The organism is Mycolicibacterium aurum, assembly GCF_900637195.1.
Lineage (GTDB): Bacteria > Actinomycetota > Actinomycetes > Mycobacteriales > Mycobacteriaceae > Mycobacterium > Mycobacterium aurum.
On record NZ_LR134356.1, the window covers coordinates 3,315,230 to 3,336,023 of the forward strand.

The following is a 20,794-nucleotide window of genomic DNA, read 5'->3' on the forward strand; positions in this document are numbered from 1 at the left end:
TCCCCTACGAGACCAGGCCCTGGACCCAGAGCAGGAACTGGTTCCAGTACTGGGACACCCACTCGAGCACGGCAGCATCGGCGCGCGACACCCACAGGGCGGCGATCACCGCGATCAGCATGGCCAGCACCAGCAGTGCGATGGCACCCCCGGACACCCGGCTGCGGTACAGCGTCGCGACCGCTTTCGCGTCCACGAGCTTGTCCCCGACCTTCATGCGGGTCAGGAAGGTGGAGGGGTTGCTCTGCTGGCGTTTGCGATCGAAGAACTCCTCGATGCTGGCGGTGTGTCCGACCGTGACGATCAGCGAGGCGCCGTGGTGGTCGCACAGCAGTAGCGCCAGGTCGGCGGCGGAACCGGCGGCCGGGAACGTCATCGCGCCGACTCCGAGATCCTGGATGCGCTCGAGCCCGGCGGCGTGCCCGTCGGCGTCGGCGGGCAGTACCACCTGGGCGCCGCACCGCAGCACCTCGGTGCTGATCTTGTCCGGATCACCGACGATCAGCGCCGGGCGGTAACCGGCTTTACGCAGGATGTCGGCGCCGGTGCCGACCCCCACCAGCACCGGCTGGTACTCCTTGATGAAGGGCTTGAGGGCCTTGAGGTCCGCCGCGGCATTGGCTTCCTCGGCCACGATCACCACGTGCCTGCGGTTCATGTCGACGTCGATGTCCGGGATGCCGATACCGTCGATCAGCAACGGGCTTTCGCTGCGGATGAACTCGATCGTGTTGCCGGCGAAGGCTTCCAGATGAGCGACCAGCCCACCCTTGGCTTCCTGCATCAATTCGTGGATGTCGGCGTCGGTACGTTCGGTACCCAGGGCGATGCGCCGGTCACCGGAGTAGATGCCGCCCTCGTTGAGCCGGATCCGGGCGCCGTCCTTGACCTTCTTGAACACCTCGGGGCCGGTCTCGTCGACGAGGGCGATGCCGTTGGCCACCAGGACCTCGGGTCCGAGGTTGGGGTAGCGGCCGGAGATGGACGACGACGCGTTGACGACCGCGGCGACCTCTGCCTCGACCAGCGCATCGGCGGTGACCCGGTCGAGGTCCAGGGCGTCCAGGACGACGATGTCCCCGGGGGCCAGCCGCCTGAGCAGCCGATCGATGTCACGGTCCACGCGGGCGGTGCCGGTGATACCTGGCCGTGAGCTGGCATTACGGGACAGCAGCGCTGACATCTTCATGGCCAGATTCTGTCCAGCGCCGACCGAAATGTGTCGGAGGCGCGCCGTAACACCAGCCTCAGAAGTTACCTTCCGTCACACCAGTCACACGCCGCGGCGGCGCCTCAGGGGCTGTCCCGATCACTGCGAGCGGCGTCCAGCAGGTCGCGCGCATGTGCCCGCCCGCTGTCGGACTCCCCCAGCCCGGCCAGCATCCGGGCCAGCTCGGCGACCCGGTCGTCTTCGCCGAGGCGCCGTACCCCGCTAGATTTCGCCCGTCCGTTCTTACCGCCGGTCCCGTCGCCGGTGCCCTCGACGACGAGGTGGACGTCGGCGTACGCCGCGACCTGAGGCAGGTGGGTGACGACGATGACCTGGTGGGTGCGCGCCAGCCGGGCCAGCCTGCGCCCGATCTGGACGGCGGCGCGCCCGCCGACTCCGGCATCGACCTCGTCGAATACCATCGTGGTGCCCTCGGTCGACGCGGCGAGCACCACCTCCAGTGCGAGCATCACTCGCGACAGTTCACCGCCGGACGCGCTCTTGTTCAGCGGGAGCAGGTCCGACCCGCCGTGGGCGGCGAACCCGAAATCGACAGCGTCCACGCCGTCACGCCCGGCGTGGGCCACGGCCCCCGACGGCAGTTGCAGCGGGGCACTGTCGTCGGCTCGCGCCGGCAGCGGTGTCACGGCGATGGAGAAGGCGGCGCCGGACATCGCCAGCCCCGACAGTTCGCTTGTGACCGCCTTGGACAAGCCCTTGGCGGCCTTGACCCGCACCTTGGTCAGGTCCGCGGCCGCGGCAACCACCTTCGCCTCCAGCGCGTCCACCCGGCGCTGCAGCTCGGCCAGCGTCTCCTCGGACACGTCGAGCTGCGCGAGGCGTTCGGCAGCCTCCTTGGCCCACGCCAGCACACCGTCGATGTCGGCGGCGTACTTACGGGTCAACGGCCGCAACTCGGCCTGGCGCGCCAGTTTCGTCTCCAGTGTGCTTGCGTCACTGGGCAGTTCGGACAGATAGTGGCTCAGTTCGGTGGACACGTCCACCAGCACCGACAAGGCCGCCCCGAGTTGGTCGGCCAAGGCCTTCAGCGGCGCGTCGTCGGTGCCGTCCAGCGCCGCCCGGGCCTGGGCGACCGCGCTCGCGGCGGAGAAGGCGGCAGCGTCGTCGCCGTCTCCGGACAGCGCCGAACGGGCCGTGTGCACGGCCTCGCGCAAGGCGTCCAGCTCGGACAGCCGGCGGATGTCGGAGACCAGTGTCTCGTCCTCGCCGGGTTGCGGTGCCACCACCTCGATCTCGTTCAGCGCGAACTGCAGCCGGTCGGCTTCCTGAGCGAGTTCGCGGGTGCGCCTGCGCCGATCCTCGAGGTCGCTCCTGGCCGCCAGCCACGTATCGCGGGCGGTGCGATAGCGGTCCAGTTGCCCGGCGATGTCGGCGTAGCGGTCGAGTGCTCCACGCTGCTCGTCGGGGCGCATGAGCCGCAGCTGGTCGTTCTGCCCGTGCAACGTGAGCAGTTCGTTGGTGAAACTGCTCAGCGATTTGGCTGGCACGCTGCGCCCGCCGAGGAACGCGCGGGACGGGCCGTCGCGACTGACGGATCGGGCGGCGATGATGCTGCCGTCGTCGTCACGGTCGGCGCCGGACGAGTCGAGGATCTCGTCCACCTGGGCCGTCACCGGCGGGCCGAGTTCGGTTGTGGTGAAACGGCCTTCGACGACGGCCCGGTCGGCGCCCGACCGAACCTTGGTCGCATCGGCGCGGGCACCCCCGAGCAGGTGCAGCCCGGTGACCACCATGGTCTTGCCCGCGCCGGTCTCGCCGGTCAGTACCGTCAGCCCGCCGTCGAACTCGGCGGTCGCGGCACTGATGGCGCCCAGGGCCTCGATTCTGATCTCTGCTAGCACTACGGTCCGCGCCACCCCGTGACCGGCAACCGGAACTTGCGCACCAACCTGTCGGTGAACGGCGCGCTGTCCAGCCGCACCCACTTCAGCGGCGTGCCGCACCTGGTCACCTCGAGCCGCCCGCCTGCGGGCAACACCATCTCCCGGCGGCCGTCGCAGAACACCAGGGCGTCGTGGCCGCTGGCCTCGATCTCGATGGCGATCGCGGCGTCGGGGCTGGTGACCATGGGGCGCGCGAACAGAGCGTGGGCGTTGTTGGGCACCACGATGATGGCCTCGAGATCCGGCCACAGCACCGGCCCGCCCGCGGAGAACGCGTACGCCGTCGACCCCGTCGGCGTCGACACCAGCACCCCGTCACAGCCGAACGACGACACCGGCCTGCCGTCGACCTCCAGCACCACACCGAGCACGCCGAGGCGCGGTCCCTTCTCCAGGCTGGCCTCGTTGAGCGCCCACCCGCGATCCACGACCTCACCCCCCACGCGCACCGAGACATCGAGGGTCATCCGCTCCTCGACCCGGTAGTCGCGGCGGACGATGTGGTCGAGCACCTGGTCGATCGCCTCGGCCTCGGCCTCGGCGAGGAACCCGATCTTGCCCAGATTGACCCCCAGCACCGGGATCTCCACGTTGCGGGCGAGTTCGGCAGCACGCAGGAACGTCCCGTCACCGCCGAGTACGAGCACCAGCTCGCACCCTTCGGCGGCGCGCTCGTCGGCGTCGACCACCTCGATCTCGGCGCCCAGCGCCTGGATGTCGTGGGGTGACAGTTGGACCGGTCCTCGATCCACGGCCTCCGCGGACAAGAAGCGCAGCCCTATTCCGTTGTCGGCGAGGACTTTCGCGACCCGACGCGCCACCTCGGTCGCATCGCTGCGCCCGGCGTGCACAACCAGCAGGATGGTGCGCTCCGGTGAATTTCCGGTCATTGTGGCCCCTCGTCGACGGCACGCCGGACTGCGGTGTCGAGTGCGTCGCCGGACAGCGCGGCGTCGTCGCCGGCGGCCCGTAGCCGCAGGAAGTACTCGACGTTGCCCGCAGGTCCGGGCAGCGGGCTGGCAGTGACAGCGACCGCGTGCCAGTTGAGTTCGGCCGCTCGGCGAGCAACCGTGAGCACCGCGTCGGCGCGCAGCAGCGGGTCTGACACCACACCGCCGGCGCCGACCCGGGCCTTACCGACTTCGAACTGCGGTTTCACCATGGGAACGATATCGGCGTCGGCCGACGCGCAGGCGGTCAGTGCGGGCAGCACCGTGGCCAGCGAGATGAACGACAGATCTGCGACCACCAGGTCCACCTGTCCCCCGATCACGTCGGGAGTGAGGTCCCGGACATTGGTGCGCTCCATGACGGTCACCCTCGGGTCCGTGCGCACCGGCCAGGCCAGCTGACCGTAGCCGACATCGACGGCCACCACCTCGCGGGCCTGGCGGTCGAGCAGCACCTGGGTGAATCCCCCGGTGGACGCACCGGCGTCCAGGCAGCGCCGTCCCTCTACCGTCAACCCGAAGGAATCCAGGGCACCGATCAGCTTGTGGGCCCCGCGTGACACCCAGGAGTCCTCGGTGCCGCCGTCGACGGTCAGGTTGGCGCCGATCGACACCGCCGTCGCGGGCTTCGCCGCAGGCATACCGTCGACGCGAACCCGGCCGGCGCCGATCAGCTCAGCGGCCTGCTGACGCGAACGGGCGAGTCCGCGGCGGACCAGTTCGGCGTCCACACGTGCGCGACGCGTCACCGCGGATCAGCCCTTCTCGACGGATTCCAGCGCCTGCACCAGCAGATCGTGCGCCTCGTCGAGACGCGCGGCGACGGAGTCCAGGTCAGCGGACGATATGTCGGCCGATTCGCCGAGTAGCTCAGCGACCTGGGCGCGGATCTGGTCGGGATCATTACTCATGACGTGGTTCACGCTAGTCGACGTGCGTCGACACCAGCGACCAACGCTCGACGGCCTGTCGCGCCGCGTCGTCGCCCCCGATGATCGCTCGCGGCCGGAGATCGCCGGCCCACACGGCGGCCGCGATCGCGCGCACCGCCGACAGCGGATCGCCGGGGTCAGAGCCGGTGGACGTCACGGTGACCGCGTCGTCGGTGACCTCGACGCGCCAGCCGGGGTGCGGTTCGACCCGTAACGTCGCCGCGTCCTCGATCGTGAGAGCGCGCAGATCCTCGGCGAGGTACACGGGCCGCTCCGCAGCGGTGGCCCAGACGGCGTCAGCGGCCGAATTCACCCCGCAGAGCACCATCAGGCTGGGTAGCTCCGCGGCGTTGGCGCCGGCGATGTCGGTGTCGAGGCGGTCACCGACCACCAGTGGGGAGTCGAAGTCGCCGCGCGACATGGCATCCGCGAGCAGCGCGGGTGCGGGCTTACCCGCCACTTGGGGTTCGGTGTCGGTAGCCGTCCGCAAGGCAGCGACCATCGAACCGTTACCCGGCAGCAGTCCACGCTCCGAAGGCAGTGTCTTGTCCACATTGGCGGCCACCCACAGCGCGCCGGAGCGGATGGCCAGCGCCGCCTCGGCCAGGTTCTGCCAACCGGTTTCCGGTGAGTGCCCCTGCACGACGGCCACCGGGTCGTCCGTCCACTCGCGCACGGGTTGCAGCCCGACGGCACTGACCTCACCGGCCAAGGAGTCGGTGCCGATGACAAGGACCTTCGCCCCGCTGGGCAGCTGTCGGGCGAGCATCCTGGCTGCGCTCTGAGCGCTGGTGACCACATCGTCGGGCACCGCACTGAATCCGAGCTCGCACAGATGATCGGCCACCTGCGCCGCGTCCCTGGACGCGTTGTTGGTGACGAACAGAATCCGCGACTCGATGGACGCCAGCGTCTCGACGGCACCCGTCGTGGGCTCATGCCCGCGAAACACCGTGCCATCCAGGTCAAGCAACAAGGAGTCATGTTGCTGTGCAAGAGTTTTCACGTCAGGAAAGCTCCGTTATCCGCTCTTCGGCGTCGGTGACGCCTTCGACGTCGGCCTTCGCCGCGTTGAGGAACCAGCGCAGCGCCTCGTCCTTTCGCTCGACGGCGAGCAACGTATCGGCGTAGGCGTAGAAGAGCCTGGCCGCCGTCTGGCCGGTGCGGGTCGGGTCGAGTGCAGGCGAGGACAGCACCGCGAGCGCCTGCTCGTGCTGGCCGAGATCCGAACGGGCGCCGGCGATGACGATGCGGAACTCGTCGGCGTCGTCGCCGGTGAGTTCGGCAGCCTCGGGATTGCGGGCCAGTTCGATCGCCCGCTCCGGCCGTCCGACCCCACGCTCACAGTCGGCGATCAACGCCAAAAGCGGTGACCGACTTCCCATTCGGCGCGCAGCGCGCAATTCCGCCAGAGCCTGAGCCCAGTCACCGCATTGATAGGCGGCGATACCGACGGCTTCGCGTACGGCAGCTATGCGGCCCGAGCGGGCGCGGGCGGCGCGGGCATGCGCAAGGGCGGCTTCGGGGTCCTCGTCCAGAAGCTCGCCGGCGGCCACCAGGTGCCGGGCCACCGCATCGGCGGTGGACTTGTCGAGAGTGGTCAGCTCACCACGGATCTCGGGCGCGAGTTGTTTGGCTTCGATCCCGGGCGGGATCCGGGGGCCTGCCGCTGCGTCGTCGTTGCCGTTCGGTCGCTGCTGGGTGGGCCGCGCACGTTGCGGCCCGGACGTACGCGGAGCGGACCGCTGGTCGCGGCGGGGGCGCTGGCTGCTGCCGTTAGAGGCGCGGTCGGGTCGACGTTCGCCGCGGCCACCCTGGTTTTCGTGGGGCACCCGAAAAGGATACGGCCAACAAGTATCGGGTCACAATTAAAGGAATTCCATGTCGCCATTTCCGAAATAGGAAAGCCATTCCCAAAATAGGAAATCGCCCCCCACGCAATTGTGGGGGGCGATTCCAATTTGTGTTCGGCGGTGTCCTACTTTTCCACCCGGAGGGGTAGTATCATCGGCGCTGGCAGGCTTAGCTTCCGGGTTCGGGATGGGTCCGGGCGTTTCCCTGTCGCTATTACCGCCGTAACTTTATTCACTCGTTTGTGAGTGTAACTTTGTGGGCCCCTGTGTTATTTGGTGGTGGGGTGTGGTGTCAACAGGGTCCATTTCTGGAGTGTTGAGTGTGTGGTTTGTGGTTGTGGTTGCGAGGTTTTGTTGTTGTTGTAAGTTTTCGGCCGGTTAGTGCCAGTTCCCTGCGACTATTACTAGTCTTCTAGGTCTGGTCTATCGATCCCGTGGTCTGCGGGGGGCCTTATCCCACTGAATGGGTGAGAAGCCTGGTCTTGGAGGGGGTTTCCCGCTTAGATGCTTTCAGCGGTTATCCTGTCCGAACGTGGCTATCCAGCGGTGCCCCTGGTGGGACAACTGGTGTACCAGAGGTTCGTCCGTCCCGGTCCTCTCGTACTAGGGACAGGTTTCCTCAAGCTTCTGACGCGCGCGGCGGATAGAGACCGAACTGTCTCACGACGTTCTAAACCCAGCTCGCGTGCCGCTTTAATGGGCGAACAGCCCAACCCTTGGGACCTGCTCCAGCCCCAGGATGCGACGAGCCGACATCGAGGTGCCAAACCATCCCGTCGATATGGACTCTTGGGGAAGATCAGCCTGTTATCCCCGGGGTACCTTTTATCCGTTGAGCGACACCCCTTCCACTCAGAGGTGCCGGATCACTAGTCCCGACTTTCGTCCCTGCTCGACATGTACGTCTCGCAGTCAAGCTCCCTTGTGCACTTACACTCAACACCTGATTGCCGTCCAGGTTGAGGGAACCTTTGGGCGCCTCCGTTACTTTTTAGGAGGCAACCGCCCCAGTTAAACTACCCGCCAGGCACTGTCCCTGAACCGGATATACGGTTCGAGGTTAGAGGCCCAATACGATCAGAGTGGTATTTCAACAATGACTCCACCAAAACTGGCGTCTTGGTTTCACAGTCTCCCACCTATCCTACACAAACCGTATCGAGCACCAATACCAAGTTGTAGTGAAGGTCCCGGGGTCTTTTCGTCCTGCCGCGCGTAACGAGCATCTTTACTCGTAATGCAATTTCGCCGAGTCTATGGTTGAGACAGTTGAGAAGTCGTTACGCCATTCGTGCAGGTCGGAACTTACCCGACAAGGAATTTCGCTACCTTAGGATGGTTATAGTTACCACCGCCGTTTACTGGGGCTTAAATTCTCCGCTTCACCCCGAAGGGTTAACGGGTCCTCTTAACCTTCCAGCACCGGGCAGGCGTCAGTCCGTATACATCGTCTTGCGACTTCGCACGGACCTGTGTTTTTAGTAAACAGTCGCTTCTCACTGGTTTGTGCCACCCACGACCGCTGCCGGCAGCAAGTGCCATGACGGTATGTGGGTCCCCCTTCTCCCGAAGTTACGGGGGCATTTTGCCGAGTTCCTTAACCATAGTTCACTCGTACGCCTTGGTATTCTCTACCTGACCACCTGTGTTGGTTTGGGGTACGGGCCGTGTGTGCGCTCGCTAGAGGCTTTTCTCGACAGCATAGGATCACCGAATTCGCCTCAATCGGCTATGCATCACCTCTCAGACATATGAGTGACGGATTTGCCTATCACTCGTCCTACAGGTTTACCCCAGTATTACCACTGACTGGTACGGCTACCTTCCTGTGTCACCCCATCGCTTGACTACTACCCGTCCGGGTCCCGCGCAGCCGGTGAACCCCGCACCCCGAAGGGATTGGTGGACCACCATTTGGGCGGTTAGCAGAACGGATTCATCAGGGACGCTCACACACGGGTACGGGAATATCAACCCGTTGTCCATCGACTACGCCTGTCGGCCTCGCCTTAGGTCCCGACTCACCCTGGGCGGACTGGCCTGGCCCAGGAACCCTTGGTCTTTCGGCGGGCAAGGTTCTCACTTGCCTTATCGCTACTCATGCCTGCATTCTCACTCCCACACCCTCCACAGCTAGATCACTCTGCTGCTTCACCGGATGCAGGACGCTCCCCTACCCAGCACAACAAGTGTGCTGCCGCGGCTTCGGCGGTGTGCTTGAGCCCCGCTACATTATCGGCGCACAATCACTTGACCAGTGAGCTATTACGCACTCTTTCAAGGGTGGCTGCTTCTAAGCCAACCTCCTGGTTGTCTTCGCGACTGCACATCCTTTTCCACTTAGCACACGCTTAGGGGCCTTAGCCGGCGATCTGGGCTGTTTCCCTCTCGACGCACGGAGCTTATCCCCCGCCGTCTCACTGCCGCATTCAACCGTGTCGGCATTCGGAGTTTGGCTGACGTCAGTAACCTTGTGAGGCCCATCGGCCATCCAGTAGCTCTACCTCCGACACGAACACTGCGACGCTGCACCTAAATGCATTTCGGGGAGAACCAGCTATCACGGAGTTTGATTGGCCTTTCACCCCTACCCACAACTCATCCCCTCAGTCTTCAACCTAAGTGGGTTCGGGCCTCCACGCGGTCTTACCCGCGCTTCACCCTGGCCATGGGTAGATCACTCCGCTTCGGGTCCAGAACACACCACTACACCAAGCACTGTTGCTTGGATACGCCCTATTCAGACTCGCTTTCGCTACGGCTACCCCACACGGGTTAACCTCGCGACATGTCCCTGACTCGCAGGCTCATTCTTCAAAAGGCACGCCATCACCCCACCACGAAGGAGGGCTCTGACGGATTGTAAGCGCACGGTTTCAGGTACTATTTCACTCCCCTCCCGGGGTACTTTTCACCATTCCCTCACGGTACTAATCCGCTATCGGTCACTGGGAAGTATTCAGGCTTACCGGGTGGTCCCGGCAGATTCACAGCAGATTTCACGGGCCCGCTGCTACTCGGGGACACATCACAGGAGCTATCGAGTTTTCGGTTACGGGGCTCTCACCCTCTACGGCAGGCCATCCCAAGCCACTTCACCTAACCCCACAGTTTCTTACTCCTGCCCTCATCGGCGGATGAGAGAAGACGAACCCCACAACACCGCACACACAACCCCCGCCGGGTATCACATGCACACGGTTTAGCCATCCTCCGCTTTCGCTCGCCACTACTCACGGAATCACTTTTGTTTTCTCTTCCTACGGGTACTGAGATGTTTCACTTCCCCGCGTTCCCCCCCGACACCTATGTATTCAGTGCCGGGTGACACGACATCACTCGTGCCGGGTTTCCCCATTCGGACATCCTCGGATCCACGCTCGGTTGACAGCTCCCCGAGGCATATCGCAGCCTCCCACGTCCTTCATCGGCTCCCAGTGCCAAGGCATCCACCATGCGCCCTTAAACACTTACAACACAAAACCAAAAAAATGAGTCATCACCCACACACAACCCCGCCCCCTCCAAAAAGAAAGAGACAGAACCCTGTGCGGGTATCAGAAAAATTTGCATTACAACCAGACACACAACACCACAAGCACTGTGCGTCTAGATGCTCGCAACCACTATCCACAAATCAAACACCACACCCCACCACCAAAGCAGGGCAACAACAAGACCCCCACCCCCTCGAACCGAAATCCAACCGGGGTAAAGGCCGGCACACGATCCTCCAACGAGAACCGGGCCGCGGGCTTGTTGTCTCAAAGCCCAATAGTGTGTCTGGCAATCTTGCACCGAAAACCCAGCCCTAAGACTGAATCCCGTTCCGGCACATAAATGTTTGTTGTGTGCACCAGACCCTGAAACCCACTACAGGCCAGGGCCATCCAACGAATCGCCTGATTCACCGAACCCCCACACGATGTGGGCGGGACCAGGTCTCGTGGTGCTCCTTAGAAAGGAGGTGATCCAGCCGCACCTTCCGGTACGGCTACCTTGTTACGACTTCGTCCCAATCGCCGATCCCACCTTCGACGGCTCCCTCCCACAAGGGGTTAGGCCACCGGCTTCGGGTGTTACCGACTTTCATGACGTGACGGGCGGTGTGTACAAGGCCCGGGAACGTATTCACCGCAGCGTTGCTGATCTGCGATTACTAGCGACTCCGACTTCACGGGGTCGAGTTGCAGACCCCGATCCGAACTGAGACCGGCTTTGAAAGGATTCGCTCCACCTCACGGCATCGCAGCCCTTTGTACCGGCCATTGTAGCATGTGTGAAGCCCTGGACATAAGGGGCATGATGACTTGACGTCATCCCCACCTTCCTCCGAGTTGACCCCGGCAGTCTCTCACGAGTCCCCGCCATTACGCGCTGGCAACATAAGATAAGGGTTGCGCTCGTTGCGGGACTTAACCCAACATCTCACGACACGAGCTGACGACAGCCATGCACCACCTGCACACAGGCCACAAGGGAATACCTATCTCTAGGCACGTCCTGTGCATGTCAAACCCAGGTAAGGTTCTTCGCGTTGCATCGAATTAATCCACATGCTCCGCCGCTTGTGCGGGCCCCCGTCAATTTCTTTGAGTTTTAGCCTTGCGGCCGTACTCCCCAGGCGGGGTACTTAATGCGTTAGCTACGGCACGGATCCCAAGGAAGGAAACCCACACCTAGTACCCACCGTTTACGGCGTGGACTACCAGGGTATCTAATCCTGTTCGCTCCCCACGCTTTCGCTCCTCAGCGTCAGTTACTGCCCAGAGACCCGCCTTCGCCACCGGTGTTCCTCCTGATATCTGCGCATTCCACCGCTACACCAGGAATTCCAGTCTCCCCTGCAGTACTCCAGTCTGCCCGTATCGCCCGCACGCCCACAGTTGAGCTGTGAGTTTTCACGAACAACGCGACAAACCACCTACGAGCTCTTTACGCCCAGTAATTCCGGACAACGCTCGGACCCTACGTATTACCGCGGCTGCTGGCACGTAGTTGGCCGGTCCTTCTTCTCCAGGTACCGTCACTTGCGCTTCGTCCCTGGCGAAAGAGGTTTACAACCCGAAGGCCGTCATCCCTCACGCGGCGTCGCTGCATCAGGCTTGCGCCCATTGTGCAATATTCCCCACTGCTGCCTCCCGTAGGAGTCTGGGCCGTATCTCAGTCCCAGTGTGGCCGGTCACCCTCTCAGGCCGGCTACCCGTCGTCGCCTTGGTGAGCCGTAACCTCACCAACAAGCTGATAGGCCGCGGGCCCATCCCACACCGCAAAAGCTTTCCACCACACGACATGCATCGCGTAGTCCTATTCGGTATTAGACCCAGTTTCCCAGGCTTATCCCAAAGTGCAGGGCAGATCACCCACGTGTTACTCACCCGTTCGCCACTCGAGTACCCCGAAGGGCCTTTCCGTTCGACTTGCATGTGTTAAGCACGCCGCCAGCGTTCGTCCTGAGCCAGAATCAAACTCTCCAAACAAAAACCCCGGGACAAACCCGGCAGAATTCACAATCAGAGAAATCCGATCATCAAACAAGACACCAAAACTGGCATCAAAAAACATCCACCCCTAAACGGGAAAAAGAGGTGAACAAAAACAACAAACAAAAACCACCAAACACACTATTGAGTTCTCAAACAACACACCCGTCTGACCGCGCAAGAATCCCTCGGCTAAAAGCCGTTGTCTCTCGTGCGGACAGTGAGGACATCCACCGAAGCGGACTTACCTCTAGGAGGCCGCCGCGCTCTCCGGGTTTTGGGCCCGTGTCGCGGCGACTCCGATAAGTTACGTCAGGGATAACTCTGAGTCAAATGGCCTGCTAGCGCGTGTCTTTCGACCTGCTCCAGCGCGCGCACCGAAGGGTGCGTCGACTCGTGAAAGCTCAACGCCCGACCCGACGGCTTTGTTCCCAGACCGCGCCACAGGGCGCTGACCAGCGTTTTTGGCCGACACGTCATCCCACACGCTGGATCCCGGCGACATTGCGCTTGCCCCGGCGCAGCACCAACCAGGTGCCGTGGAGGAAGTCCGACGGCGATGGAGTCCAGTCATCTGTGGCGATCTTCACGTTGTTGACCGACACCCCGCCTTCGGCGATGGTCCGGCGGGCCGCCCCCCTACTGGCCGACAGCCCGCTGGCGACAAGCAGATCGGTGATCGAATCGGGTCCACCCGGGGCCAGCTGAGCCACCTGACTGTTACTGGCCTCCCGAAGTGCGGCCGCGAGAGTCGGTTCGTCCAGTGCGGACAAGTCCCCTCGCCCGAACAGCGCTTGGCTGGCGTGCTCGACAGACGCCGTCGCCGCCTCGCCGTGCACCAGGTCGGTCAGCTCCCGAGCCAGCCGGCGCTGCGCGGCCCGCTCGTGCGGGCGCTCTGCCGTGGCGAGCTCCAGCTCGCCGAGCTCGTCGGCCGACAGGAAGGTGAACCACCGCAGGTAGCGGATCACATCGGCGTCGGCGGTGTTGATGAAGTACTGGTACCAGGCGTAGGGGCTCGTCATCTCCGGATCGAGCCACAGGCTGCCTCCGCCGGTGGACTTGCCGAACTTCTTGCCCTCGGAGTCTGTGACCAGCGGCGTGGTCAGGGCGTGCACGCCTGCACCGGCCTTTTGCCGAACCAGCCGCACCCCCGCGATGATGTTGCCCCACTGATCGGATCCGCCGATCTGCAGCGTGCACCCGTACCGCTGGTACAACTCCACGAAATCGTTCGCCTGCAGCAGCATGTAGCTGAACTCGGTGTAGGAGATGCCCTCGCCTTCGAGTCTGCGGCGCACGGTGTCGCGGTCCAGCATCACGTTCACCGAGAAGTGCTTGCCCACATCGCGCAGGAACTCGATGGCCGAGAGCTCGCTCGTCCACGACAGGTTGTTGGCCACGACGGCTCCGGTCGGCGAGTCGTCGAACTCGACGAAACGCTCGAGCTGGCCGCGGATCCGCCCTGCCCACTCCGCGACGATGTCGGCGGTGTGCAGTGTGCGTTCCCCGACATCTCGCGGGTCCCCGATCATCCCGGTGGCTCCGCCCGCCAGCACGATCGGCCGGTGTCCGGCCTGCTGGAACCGGCGCAGCGTCAACAGCGGAATCAGGTGGCCGGCGTGCAGGCTGGGGGCCGTCGGATCGAAGCCGGAGTACACCGTGACGGGCCCCCCGGCGAGCGCCCCGGCCAGTGCATCGCGGTCGGTCGACTGCGCGATCAGCCCGCGCCAGTCCAGTTCGTCGAGGATGTTCGGCGTGCCAGTCACAGTGTCGATCTTTCCGTACTAGTCGCTGGTGCCGGGAGCCGGTGCACGCGGGCTGCGACGATAGGCCGACACCTCGGGGTGTCCGGGCAGCCACATCCGCCACGGCCGGTCGGCCGCCTTGCTGACGCCGACCCGTGGTCCGGTCTCCCCCACCAGCAACGCGCCGAGCGAGATGCGCACGGGTGAGCGCCGGTCGAACAGATCGATCCCGTTGTCGTCCATCGTGATTCCGAGCGCCGCGCACAGATTGCCAGGGCCACGGGCGAGCGCTGCCTCCCGCACGGCAGCACCGCGGCGGGCCCAGGCGGGACCGTGACCGGTCTCGATCACCGCCGCTCGCAGCAGGACCGCCCCCGCCACACCGTCGGTGGCGCACACGACATTGGCGCACACGTGAATGCCGTGGCTGCGGTAGGTGTACAGCGTTCCCGCCGGACCGAACATGACAGCGTTGCGGACGCCGGGACCGCGGAACGAGTGTGATGCGGCGTCGGGCCACGGACCGTCCGCGGGGCCGCCGTAGGCCTCCACCTCGACGATCACCGCGCTGGCGTCGCGGCCGGTCAGCTCGGCGCCCAGCAGCAGGCGCGCCGCGGTGAGCGGATCAACCTGCAGGTCGGCTGCGGACACCGGCGCCATCCTACGGAGGTGCTTGACAGCGATTCACGGCACGCGCATTATTCATCGCATGATGAGTTCATCACCGGATGAATTATCGGCCCAGCCGTTCGAGCCGGCGATCGACATCCAGAATCTGCAGGTCCGTCGGGGCGGACGGCGTGCCCTCGACGACGTATCCGTCCGGATCGAGCGGGGCACGATCACCGGACTGCTTGGACCGTCGGGCTGCGGCAAGACGACCCTCATCCGCAGCATCGTCGGCACGCAGGTGGTGGCCGGCGGCTCGGTCACCGTGCTCGGTAGACCTGCAGGCTCCGCAGCGCTCCGTCACCGCGTGGGTTATGTGACGCAGGAACCCACGATCTACCCGGACCTGCGGGTCGTCGACAACGTCCGGTACTTCGCGGCGCTCCACGGCCGAGGCGCGGCCGACGTCGAAGACGCCGTCGCCGCGGTGGGTCTCGACGACCACCGGCTCGCGCCCGCGGACGCCCTGTCCGGCGGACAGCGGACCCGGGTGTCGCTGGCGTGTGCGCTCGTCGCACACCCCGACCTTCTGGTTCTCGACGAGCCGACCGTCGGTCTCGATCCGGTACTGCGCGCCGACCTGTGGCAACGGTTCGCGAGCCTCGCGCGCGGCGGCACCACGCTGCTGGTGTCCAGCCATGTCATGGACGAAGCCGACCACTGCGATGACCTGCTGTTGATGCGCGAGGGACAGATTCTCGCGCACACCACCCCGGACCGGTTGCGAGAGGACACCCAATGTCAGTCACTGGAGGAAGCATTTCTGTCCATCATCCGGCGCGGCACCGCAGCGCGGATCGGCTGAGCTCGGGATTTGCACGCGCGTACGTCGCCACCACTGCCCGCATCCTGCGGCAGCTCCTGCGCGATCGCCGAAGCGTCGCGATGATCCTGCTGGTTCCGAGCCTGATCATCACCTTGATGTACTTCATGTTCAGCGGTGTCGACGACGTGCCGCGCCCACCGGGCGCACCGTCGGCGTTCGACAACGCCTGCCTGATCATGCTCGGCGTCTTTCCGCTGATAGTGATGTTCCTGATCACCTCGATCACCATGCAGCGCGAGCGGGTGTCGGGGACGTTGGAACGCATCCTGACCACCCCGCTGCGGCGGCTCGACCTGCTTGCCGCCTACGGCACGGCGTTCTCCGTGGCCGCTGCCGCGCAGGCCGTCCTGGCGTGCGTCGTCTCGTTCTGGTTCCTGGGACTGCACACCGCGGGCAGTCCGGGCTGGGTGTTCCTCATCGCGATCGTCAACGCTGTTCTCGGCGTCGGGCTCGGCCTGTTGTGCAGCGCCTTCGCGCGCACCGAGTTTCAGGCCGTCCAGTTCATGCCGCTGGTGATCGCTCCCCAGCTGCTGCTGTGCGGCATCATCGTTCCGCGTGGTCAACTCCCCGAGTGGCTGCAATGGATCAGCAACGCACTGCCTGCCAGCTACGCTCTGGAGGCACTCCAGCAAGTCGGTGCGCACGCGGAGTTGACGCGCACCGCGATGCGCGACATCGCGATCGTCGTCGCGTTCGCGGTGCTGGCACTGGCCCTGGCCGCGGCGACCCTACGGCGAAGGACACCCTAGACAGATTGACCACCACCCCGGACCGCAAGCGCCCCGGACGCCCGCCCGGCCCCTCGGATACACGCGAGCGGATTCTGTCCAGCGCGCGTGAACTGTTCGCGCGCAATGGAATCGACAACACCTCCATCCGTGCCATCGCCGGTGACGCCGGGGTGGACCCGGCTCTGGTGCACCACTACTTCGGCACCAAGACCCAACTGTTCGCCGCGGCCATCCAGATCCCGATCGATCCCATGACGATCATCGGCCCGATACGCGAGGTGCCGGTCGATCAAATCGGCCACGTCCTGCCCACACTGCTGTTGCCGCTGTGGGATTCCGAGCTCGGCAAGGGGTTCATCGCGACGCTGCGCTCCCTGCTGGGCGGCAGCGCCGCCGACCTGTCGATGGTTCGGTCGTTCCTGCAGGAGGTGATCGCTGTGGAGGTGGGCAGCCGCGTCGACGACCCGCCGGGCACCGGACGCATCCGCGTCCAATTCGTGGCGTCCCAGTTGGTCGGCGTGGTGATGGCTCGCTACATCCTCGAGCTGGAGCCCTTCAAGTCGCTGCCGGTCCAGCAGGTGGCGGAGATCATCGGGCCGAACCTGCAGCGCTATCTCACCGGCGAACTTCCCGAACTGGGTTACTGACCGGCGGCCGCGACCAGCCGCTCATGCTCGTCGTCATCGACGGAGACTGCTTCGTCGATCAACAGGACCGGAATCCCGTCCTCGACGCGGTACTTGCGGCGCAGGCGCGGGTTGTAGAGCACGTCATCGACGAACAACAGCGCACCGCGGTCCTGCGGGCACACGAGGATGTCGCGCAGGGTCTGGTCCAGGGCCATCAGGTCAGCGTCCGGGCATCGGGAAGATCGTGTCGCTGTCCTGCTGCAGAGGATTGCCCGGTGCCCACGCGGGAACACCGGCGGCGCCGGGAGCGGCCACCGGAGGGGCACCCCCACCGGACGGAGCCTGCTGGGCTACCTGAGACTGCGCCAGCACCTTGCGCTGGTAGGCGATGGTCGACTGCAGCGCCTCGATCAGCGGGCCCTGGTTGGGCCGCGCATCGAGACCGGCGGCCAGCGCCTGCGTGTTGGCGATGTTGGGCCGGATGCCTCGGGCGCGCATCGTCATGACCTGCTCGATCAGCTTGGAGACCTGGCCACCGCCGCGGCCGGTCTGATACTCCTGCGAGATCATCGCCAGGATCTGGTCGGGAGAGATCCGGGGGGCCGGCGGAGCTTCGGACCCTGTCGTCGGCTGCGCCGAGGCCGTCGGCCCGACACCCATGACCAGGCCGAATGCCAGGGCGGCACCCGTCAGCGCTCCGGTTGCCAGACGGAATATCGGCGAACGGGTGGTGCTGTTCTGCGACGTCATCTCATCCTCCAGCGCGTGGCGCGGCCGACCCGACCAGGCGACAACGTGCCGCCAGCGCGAGCCTAACAGTGCACCTCGAGGCGGGCATCACTGCTGAGTGCCCACGATCTCGCTGCGCACGGCAACGGTCAACCGCTTGTACCGATTGCTATCGGGGTCCAGGTACCAGGCGTTACGCGACGCCTTCGGGATGCCCTGCTGTTGCAGCGGACCTGCCAGCGGCCGGAACGTCGCGGTCAGTGTCATGTCGGCCACCACGTGGACGATGTCGGGACCGGTGCCGACCGGGAGGTCGGTCAACGCCTCCGACAGATCCGCGGACGGAACGCTGCCGCCCGGGCGCAACGCCAGGGCCGTCACGGCCAAGGTCTCGCCGCCCACCTCCACGCCGTAGGTGACCGCCATGTCCACCGCGCCCAGCCTGCCGACGGCGTCGTTCACCGTCCCCGCGAACACCATCCCCCTCGGGGTGTGGAGCACTGCACCGCGGTTGTCTACCGACCAGTAGTCGCCGTCGTCGTCGCGGCGGAACAGATACTCGGTGGACACCCACGTGTCCGCGGGAGCGAACACCCCCCGCTTCACCGACGCCAACGGATCGACCGGACCCCGCGGGTGTGCGAGCAGCACGCCGATCTCGCCCGCGTCGGCGCGACGGACGAACCCGCGGTCGTCCTCCAGGATCAGGTTGTCCTCGGGGTCGTAGGCGGCCAGCGCGATCTCGCCGCCACCGGGCAGCGGCCTGCCCTTGCTGCCGATCTTGGCGCCCTTGACGTTGGCGAGCACAGCCTGGCCGTCAGTGGTGGCGAAGAATTCCACGACGTTGGCCGGCTCGAACACGTCAATGACGCGCTTCCACAGGCCTGCGGGCATTCCCGAGCCGATGAACAACCGGATCGGATGACTTCCGTTGAGCGAGAACGCCGGATCGTCGATCACCTCACGCAGCATCGCCCATGTGTAGGACACCACGGTCACGCCGTACTGCCTGATCTCCTGGACGAAGCGGTCGGGACGCAGCTCCCGCGACAAGGCGATGCGCGCGCCACCGACGACCGCGCCGCCGAGGCTGACGAGCAGACCCGACTGGTGGTGCAGCGGAGTCAGACAGTAAACGGTGTCACTGCGGCTGAGGTTGGCCGCCGATGCGGTGCCGAACGCCGACAGCGCCCACCGGTAGTTGGTGATCTGCCGCGCGACCATCTCGCCGCTGATCGTGCTGAACGCAATGAACGCCAGGTCGCGAGCCAGCCCGGGGTTGGGCCGATACCAGCCGGGAAGTTCGACGACATCGGGGTTGATCTTCTCCATGTCGACGATCTGGGTGGCCTCGCCGGAGTCGGATACGTGCAGATCCCGGGACTCGCCTCCGCCGAGGACCAGCACCCTCATCGCGAGCGACCGCGCGGCGTCGAGGCTGCTCGGATCGGCGATGATCTCGGTCACCCCGCCCAGCCGCGCCGCCTCGGCCAAGTCGGAGTCGGGCGGCATCAGCACTGCCACCGCCCCCAGGCGCGACAGCGCGGCGATGGCGACCAGGGCGCTGGGTCGGGTCTCCATCAGCAGGCCGACGCGCGAGCCCTGCCGGACCCCGACCTCGATCAGTCCGCGCACCACGTTGTTCACCCGGCGGTCGACGGCCTCGTAGGTGTGCACCCGCCCGTCGAACAGCAAAGCCTCGCCGTGCGGCATGTCTCGCGCCTGCTCGGACATGATCCGGCCCAGCGAGATCCTGGTGTGGTCGTTGACCTGCCCGAGGCGGGCCAACCGCGGCAGGGTGCGGGCGGTCTCGACAGCCAGCGTGCGCGCCGACCTGTTCGCCGTGACGAATGCGTCGGCCGCGGAACGGGCGAAAGTGAAGGCCATTTCGGTAGCGGCCGTGGCGCTGTGGGCCAGCCGTGAGGTCAGCGAGACGCCGCTCTCGGACGGCTCCGCGGGCTGCAGCGGCATCGGCGAGACGCCGTCGGGCATGGAGCCGCCGCCGTCGAGCCAGCGCACCCATTCGGCGACCGCAGGCCAGGTCTGGGTGGCGGCCTTGGATCCCACGACGAGGCCGAAATGTCCTGCGCGAATTAGGAATTCGTAGACATCGGCTTGTGGTGCGGCCCGCTTGATGCCACGCACCGACGCGGGTTGGCCGATGTCGTCGACCTCGCCGATGACCGCCAGTACCGGGCAGTCGATGTCGGAGAGGGTGACCAGGTCGCCGCGGATCGAGAATCCCCCGGTCATCATCCGGTTGTGGGCGATGAACTGCTTGAGCAGTTCGGAGATCGCCGGACCCGACCACGCGATCCAGCCTTCGGAAGCCAGGAACCGACGTTGCTGCTCGCGCGGCAGCAGCGCTTCGCGGTCATGCAGCTGCCGCAGGAAATCCAGCCTCGACTGTGCCGTCTTGAGCGGATCGAGCATCTGGAATCCGGTGCGCGCCAACCACCCTGGGATATCGATCCGACTGAACACATGGTCGGCCATGAAGTCCGCGGCCGCCGGCGCCAGGCTTGCGGGCAGGTTCATCGGCAGCGCCGCCAAGGTGTCGACGGGCGCTCCGAATGCCACGATGCTGGCCAGATCCTTGGCCTTGCGGTACGCCGCCGTCTGGTAGGCGAACATGCCGCCTTGCGAGTAACCGGCCAGGTGAACGTCGCGTCCGGTCACCGTCTTGACGGTGTCGATCGCCTCGCTGAGCGCGACGACGTGGTCGGCGAGGTTGCGCTGCATTCCGCCCTCGACCTTGTCCGGTGAGCCGAAGTCGATGACCCAGGGGTCCACGCCGGAGCGGTGCAGAATGCCGACGGCCCCTTCATCTCGGGTGACGTCCCACATGTCGGCCGACATCATCATCGGGTGGACCATCAAGACCGGGGGTCCCGCGGGCTTGGTCCCCGGCCGGGTGTCGGGCGGGAAGTACCGCCGCAGCCGGTACATCGGGACGCTCTCGATGATCTGGAACGGCGACGGTACGGCGCCGGTCTCCAGTCCGCCGTAGCGCAGCACCTCCAGACCGTTCTGCGCAGTAGCCACCAACCGCCCTACGGGCCGGGTGATCGCCGAGAGGTCAACCACTGCGCACTCCCCTATCGCTGTCGGTCCCCCGCCTGCCAGTCGTGGT

15 protein-coding genes and 3 rRNA genes are annotated in these 20,794 nt (G+C 65.3%); 3 read left to right on the forward strand and 15 right to left on the reverse strand.

The features are described from left to right. Positions 1–4: 4 nt before the first annotated feature. From steA to EL337_RS15615, 12 genes are all read right to left on the reverse strand, one after another. Positions 5–1,189: a putative cytokinetic ring protein SteA gene (gene steA / locus EL337_RS15565; RefSeq protein ID WP_048631184.1), complete on the reverse strand. Its 1,185-nt coding sequence runs from the start codon at positions 1,187–1,189 to the stop codon at positions 5–7. A gap of 104 nt (positions 1,190–1,293) precedes the next feature. Then, positions 1,294–3,072, reverse strand: a complete 1,779-nt coding sequence (gene recN / locus EL337_RS15570) for a DNA repair protein RecN (protein WP_048631291.1) — start codon at positions 3,070–3,072, stop codon at positions 1,294–1,296. Further along, positions 3,072–4,004, reverse strand: a complete 933-nt coding sequence (locus tag EL337_RS15575) for an NAD kinase (protein ID WP_048631185.1) — start codon at positions 4,002–4,004, stop codon at positions 3,072–3,074. The genes recN and EL337_RS15575 overlap by 1 nt, the downstream gene beginning before the upstream one ends. After that, positions 4,001–4,813 (reverse strand): TlyA family RNA methyltransferase, encoded by an 813-nt coding sequence (locus EL337_RS15580; RefSeq protein WP_048631186.1) that lies wholly within the window; start codon positions 4,811–4,813, stop codon positions 4,001–4,003. Before EL337_RS15580 ends, EL337_RS15575 begins: the two co-directional genes overlap by 4 nt. Positions 4,814–4,819: 6 nt before the next feature. Then, the gene (locus EL337_RS28750) at positions 4,820–4,975 is read right to left on the reverse strand and encodes a hypothetical protein (protein WP_170216922.1); all 156 of its coding nucleotides are present in this window, start codon (positions 4,973–4,975) and stop codon (positions 4,820–4,822) included. Between the two features lie 13 nt (positions 4,976–4,988). Then, positions 4,989–6,002, reverse strand: coding sequence for an HAD-IIA family hydrolase (locus EL337_RS15585; RefSeq protein ID WP_048631187.1), 1,014 nt, complete (start codon positions 6,000–6,002; stop codon positions 4,989–4,991). Between the two features lies 1 nt (position 6,003). Next, positions 6,004–6,828: a tetratricopeptide repeat protein gene (locus tag EL337_RS15590; protein ID WP_083442992.1), complete on the reverse strand. Its 825-nt coding sequence runs from the start codon at positions 6,826–6,828 to the stop codon at positions 6,004–6,006. Between the two features lie 133 nt (positions 6,829–6,961). Then, positions 6,962–7,074: ribosomal RNA gene (rrf, locus tag EL337_RS15595) — 5S ribosomal RNA — on the reverse strand. Between the two features lie 133 nt (positions 7,075–7,207). Then, positions 7,208–10,325, reverse strand: a 23S ribosomal RNA gene (locus tag EL337_RS15600). A gap of 484 nt (positions 10,326–10,809) precedes the next feature. Next, positions 10,810–12,329: ribosomal RNA gene (locus tag EL337_RS15605) — 16S ribosomal RNA — on the reverse strand. Together the 16S, 23S and 5S rRNA genes form the textbook arrangement of a ribosomal RNA operon. Before the next feature lie 479 nt (positions 12,330–12,808). Next, entirely contained in the window at positions 12,809–14,098 is a 1,290-nt protein-coding gene (tyrS, locus tag EL337_RS15610; protein WP_048631188.1) for a tyrosine--tRNA ligase, read from the reverse strand. 18 nt (positions 14,099–14,116) lie between these two features. Next, the gene (locus tag EL337_RS15615; protein ID WP_048631293.1) at positions 14,117–14,728 is read right to left on the reverse strand and encodes a DNA-3-methyladenine glycosylase; all 612 of its coding nucleotides are present in this window, start codon (positions 14,726–14,728) and stop codon (positions 14,117–14,119) included. A gap of 58 nt (positions 14,729–14,786) precedes the next feature. Here EL337_RS15615 and EL337_RS15620 point away from each other — a divergent pair, with 58 nt between their 5' ends. The 3 genes from EL337_RS15620 to EL337_RS15630 are packed head-to-tail and all read left to right on the forward strand — an operon-like array spanning position 14,787 to position 16,950. After that, on the forward strand, positions 14,787–15,551 hold the full coding sequence (locus tag EL337_RS15620; protein WP_048631189.1) for an ABC transporter ATP-binding protein: 765 nt from the start codon (positions 14,787–14,789) through the stop codon (positions 15,549–15,551). After that, complete coding sequence (locus EL337_RS15625; RefSeq protein WP_083442993.1) at positions 15,485–16,321, forward strand: ABC transporter permease; 837 nt, start codon at positions 15,485–15,487, stop codon at positions 16,319–16,321. The genes EL337_RS15620 and EL337_RS15625 overlap by 67 nt, the downstream gene beginning before the upstream one ends. A gap of 5 nt (positions 16,322–16,326) precedes the next feature. Next, positions 16,327–16,950, forward strand: coding sequence for a TetR/AcrR family transcriptional regulator (locus EL337_RS15630; RefSeq protein WP_048631191.1), 624 nt, complete (start codon positions 16,327–16,329; stop codon positions 16,948–16,950). On the opposite strand, the gene EL337_RS15635 is transcribed toward EL337_RS15630, so the two are convergent. The 3 genes from EL337_RS15635 to EL337_RS15645 form a co-directional block, all read right to left on the reverse strand. Further along, positions 16,944–17,147 (reverse strand): Trm112 family protein, encoded by a 204-nt coding sequence (locus EL337_RS15635; RefSeq protein WP_048631192.1) that lies wholly within the window; start codon positions 17,145–17,147, stop codon positions 16,944–16,946. The genes EL337_RS15630 and EL337_RS15635 overlap by 7 nt on opposite strands. Before the next feature lie 4 nt (positions 17,148–17,151). Next, on the reverse strand, positions 17,152–17,682 hold the full coding sequence (locus tag EL337_RS15640) for a hypothetical protein (protein WP_048631193.1): 531 nt from the start codon (positions 17,680–17,682) through the stop codon (positions 17,152–17,154). Positions 17,683–17,769: 87 nt separating this feature from the next. Further along, positions 17,770–20,748 (reverse strand): acyl-CoA synthetase, encoded by a 2,979-nt coding sequence (locus EL337_RS15645; RefSeq protein WP_048631194.1) that lies wholly within the window; start codon positions 20,746–20,748, stop codon positions 17,770–17,772. Positions 20,749–20,794: the final 46 nt, after the last annotated feature.

Excerpts from the sequence above, each read along its gene's own strand:
- steA (WP_048631184.1), bottom strand. The coding sequence starts at position 1,189 with ATGAAGATGTCAGCGCTGCTGTCCCGTAATGCCAGCTCACGGCCAGGT.
- EL337_RS15575 (WP_048631185.1), bottom strand. The coding sequence starts at position 4,004 with ATGACCGGAAATTCACCGGAGCGCACCATCCTGCTGGTTGTGCACGCC.
- EL337_RS28750 (WP_170216922.1), bottom strand. The coding sequence starts at position 4,975 with ATGAGTAATGATCCCGACCAGATCCGCGCCCAGGTCGCTGAGCTACTC.
- EL337_RS15620 (WP_048631189.1), top strand. The coding sequence starts at position 14,787 with ATGATGAGTTCATCACCGGATGAATTATCGGCCCAGCCGTTCGAGCCG.
- EL337_RS15625 (WP_083442993.1), top strand. The coding sequence starts at position 15,485 with ATGTCAGTCACTGGAGGAAGCATTTCTGTCCATCATCCGGCGCGGCAC.
- EL337_RS15635 (WP_048631192.1), bottom strand. The coding sequence starts at position 17,147 with ATGGCCCTGGACCAGACCCTGCGCGACATCCTCGTGTGCCCGCAGGAC.
- EL337_RS15640 (WP_048631193.1), bottom strand. The coding sequence starts at position 17,682 with ATGACGTCGCAGAACAGCACCACCCGTTCGCCGATATTCCGTCTGGCA.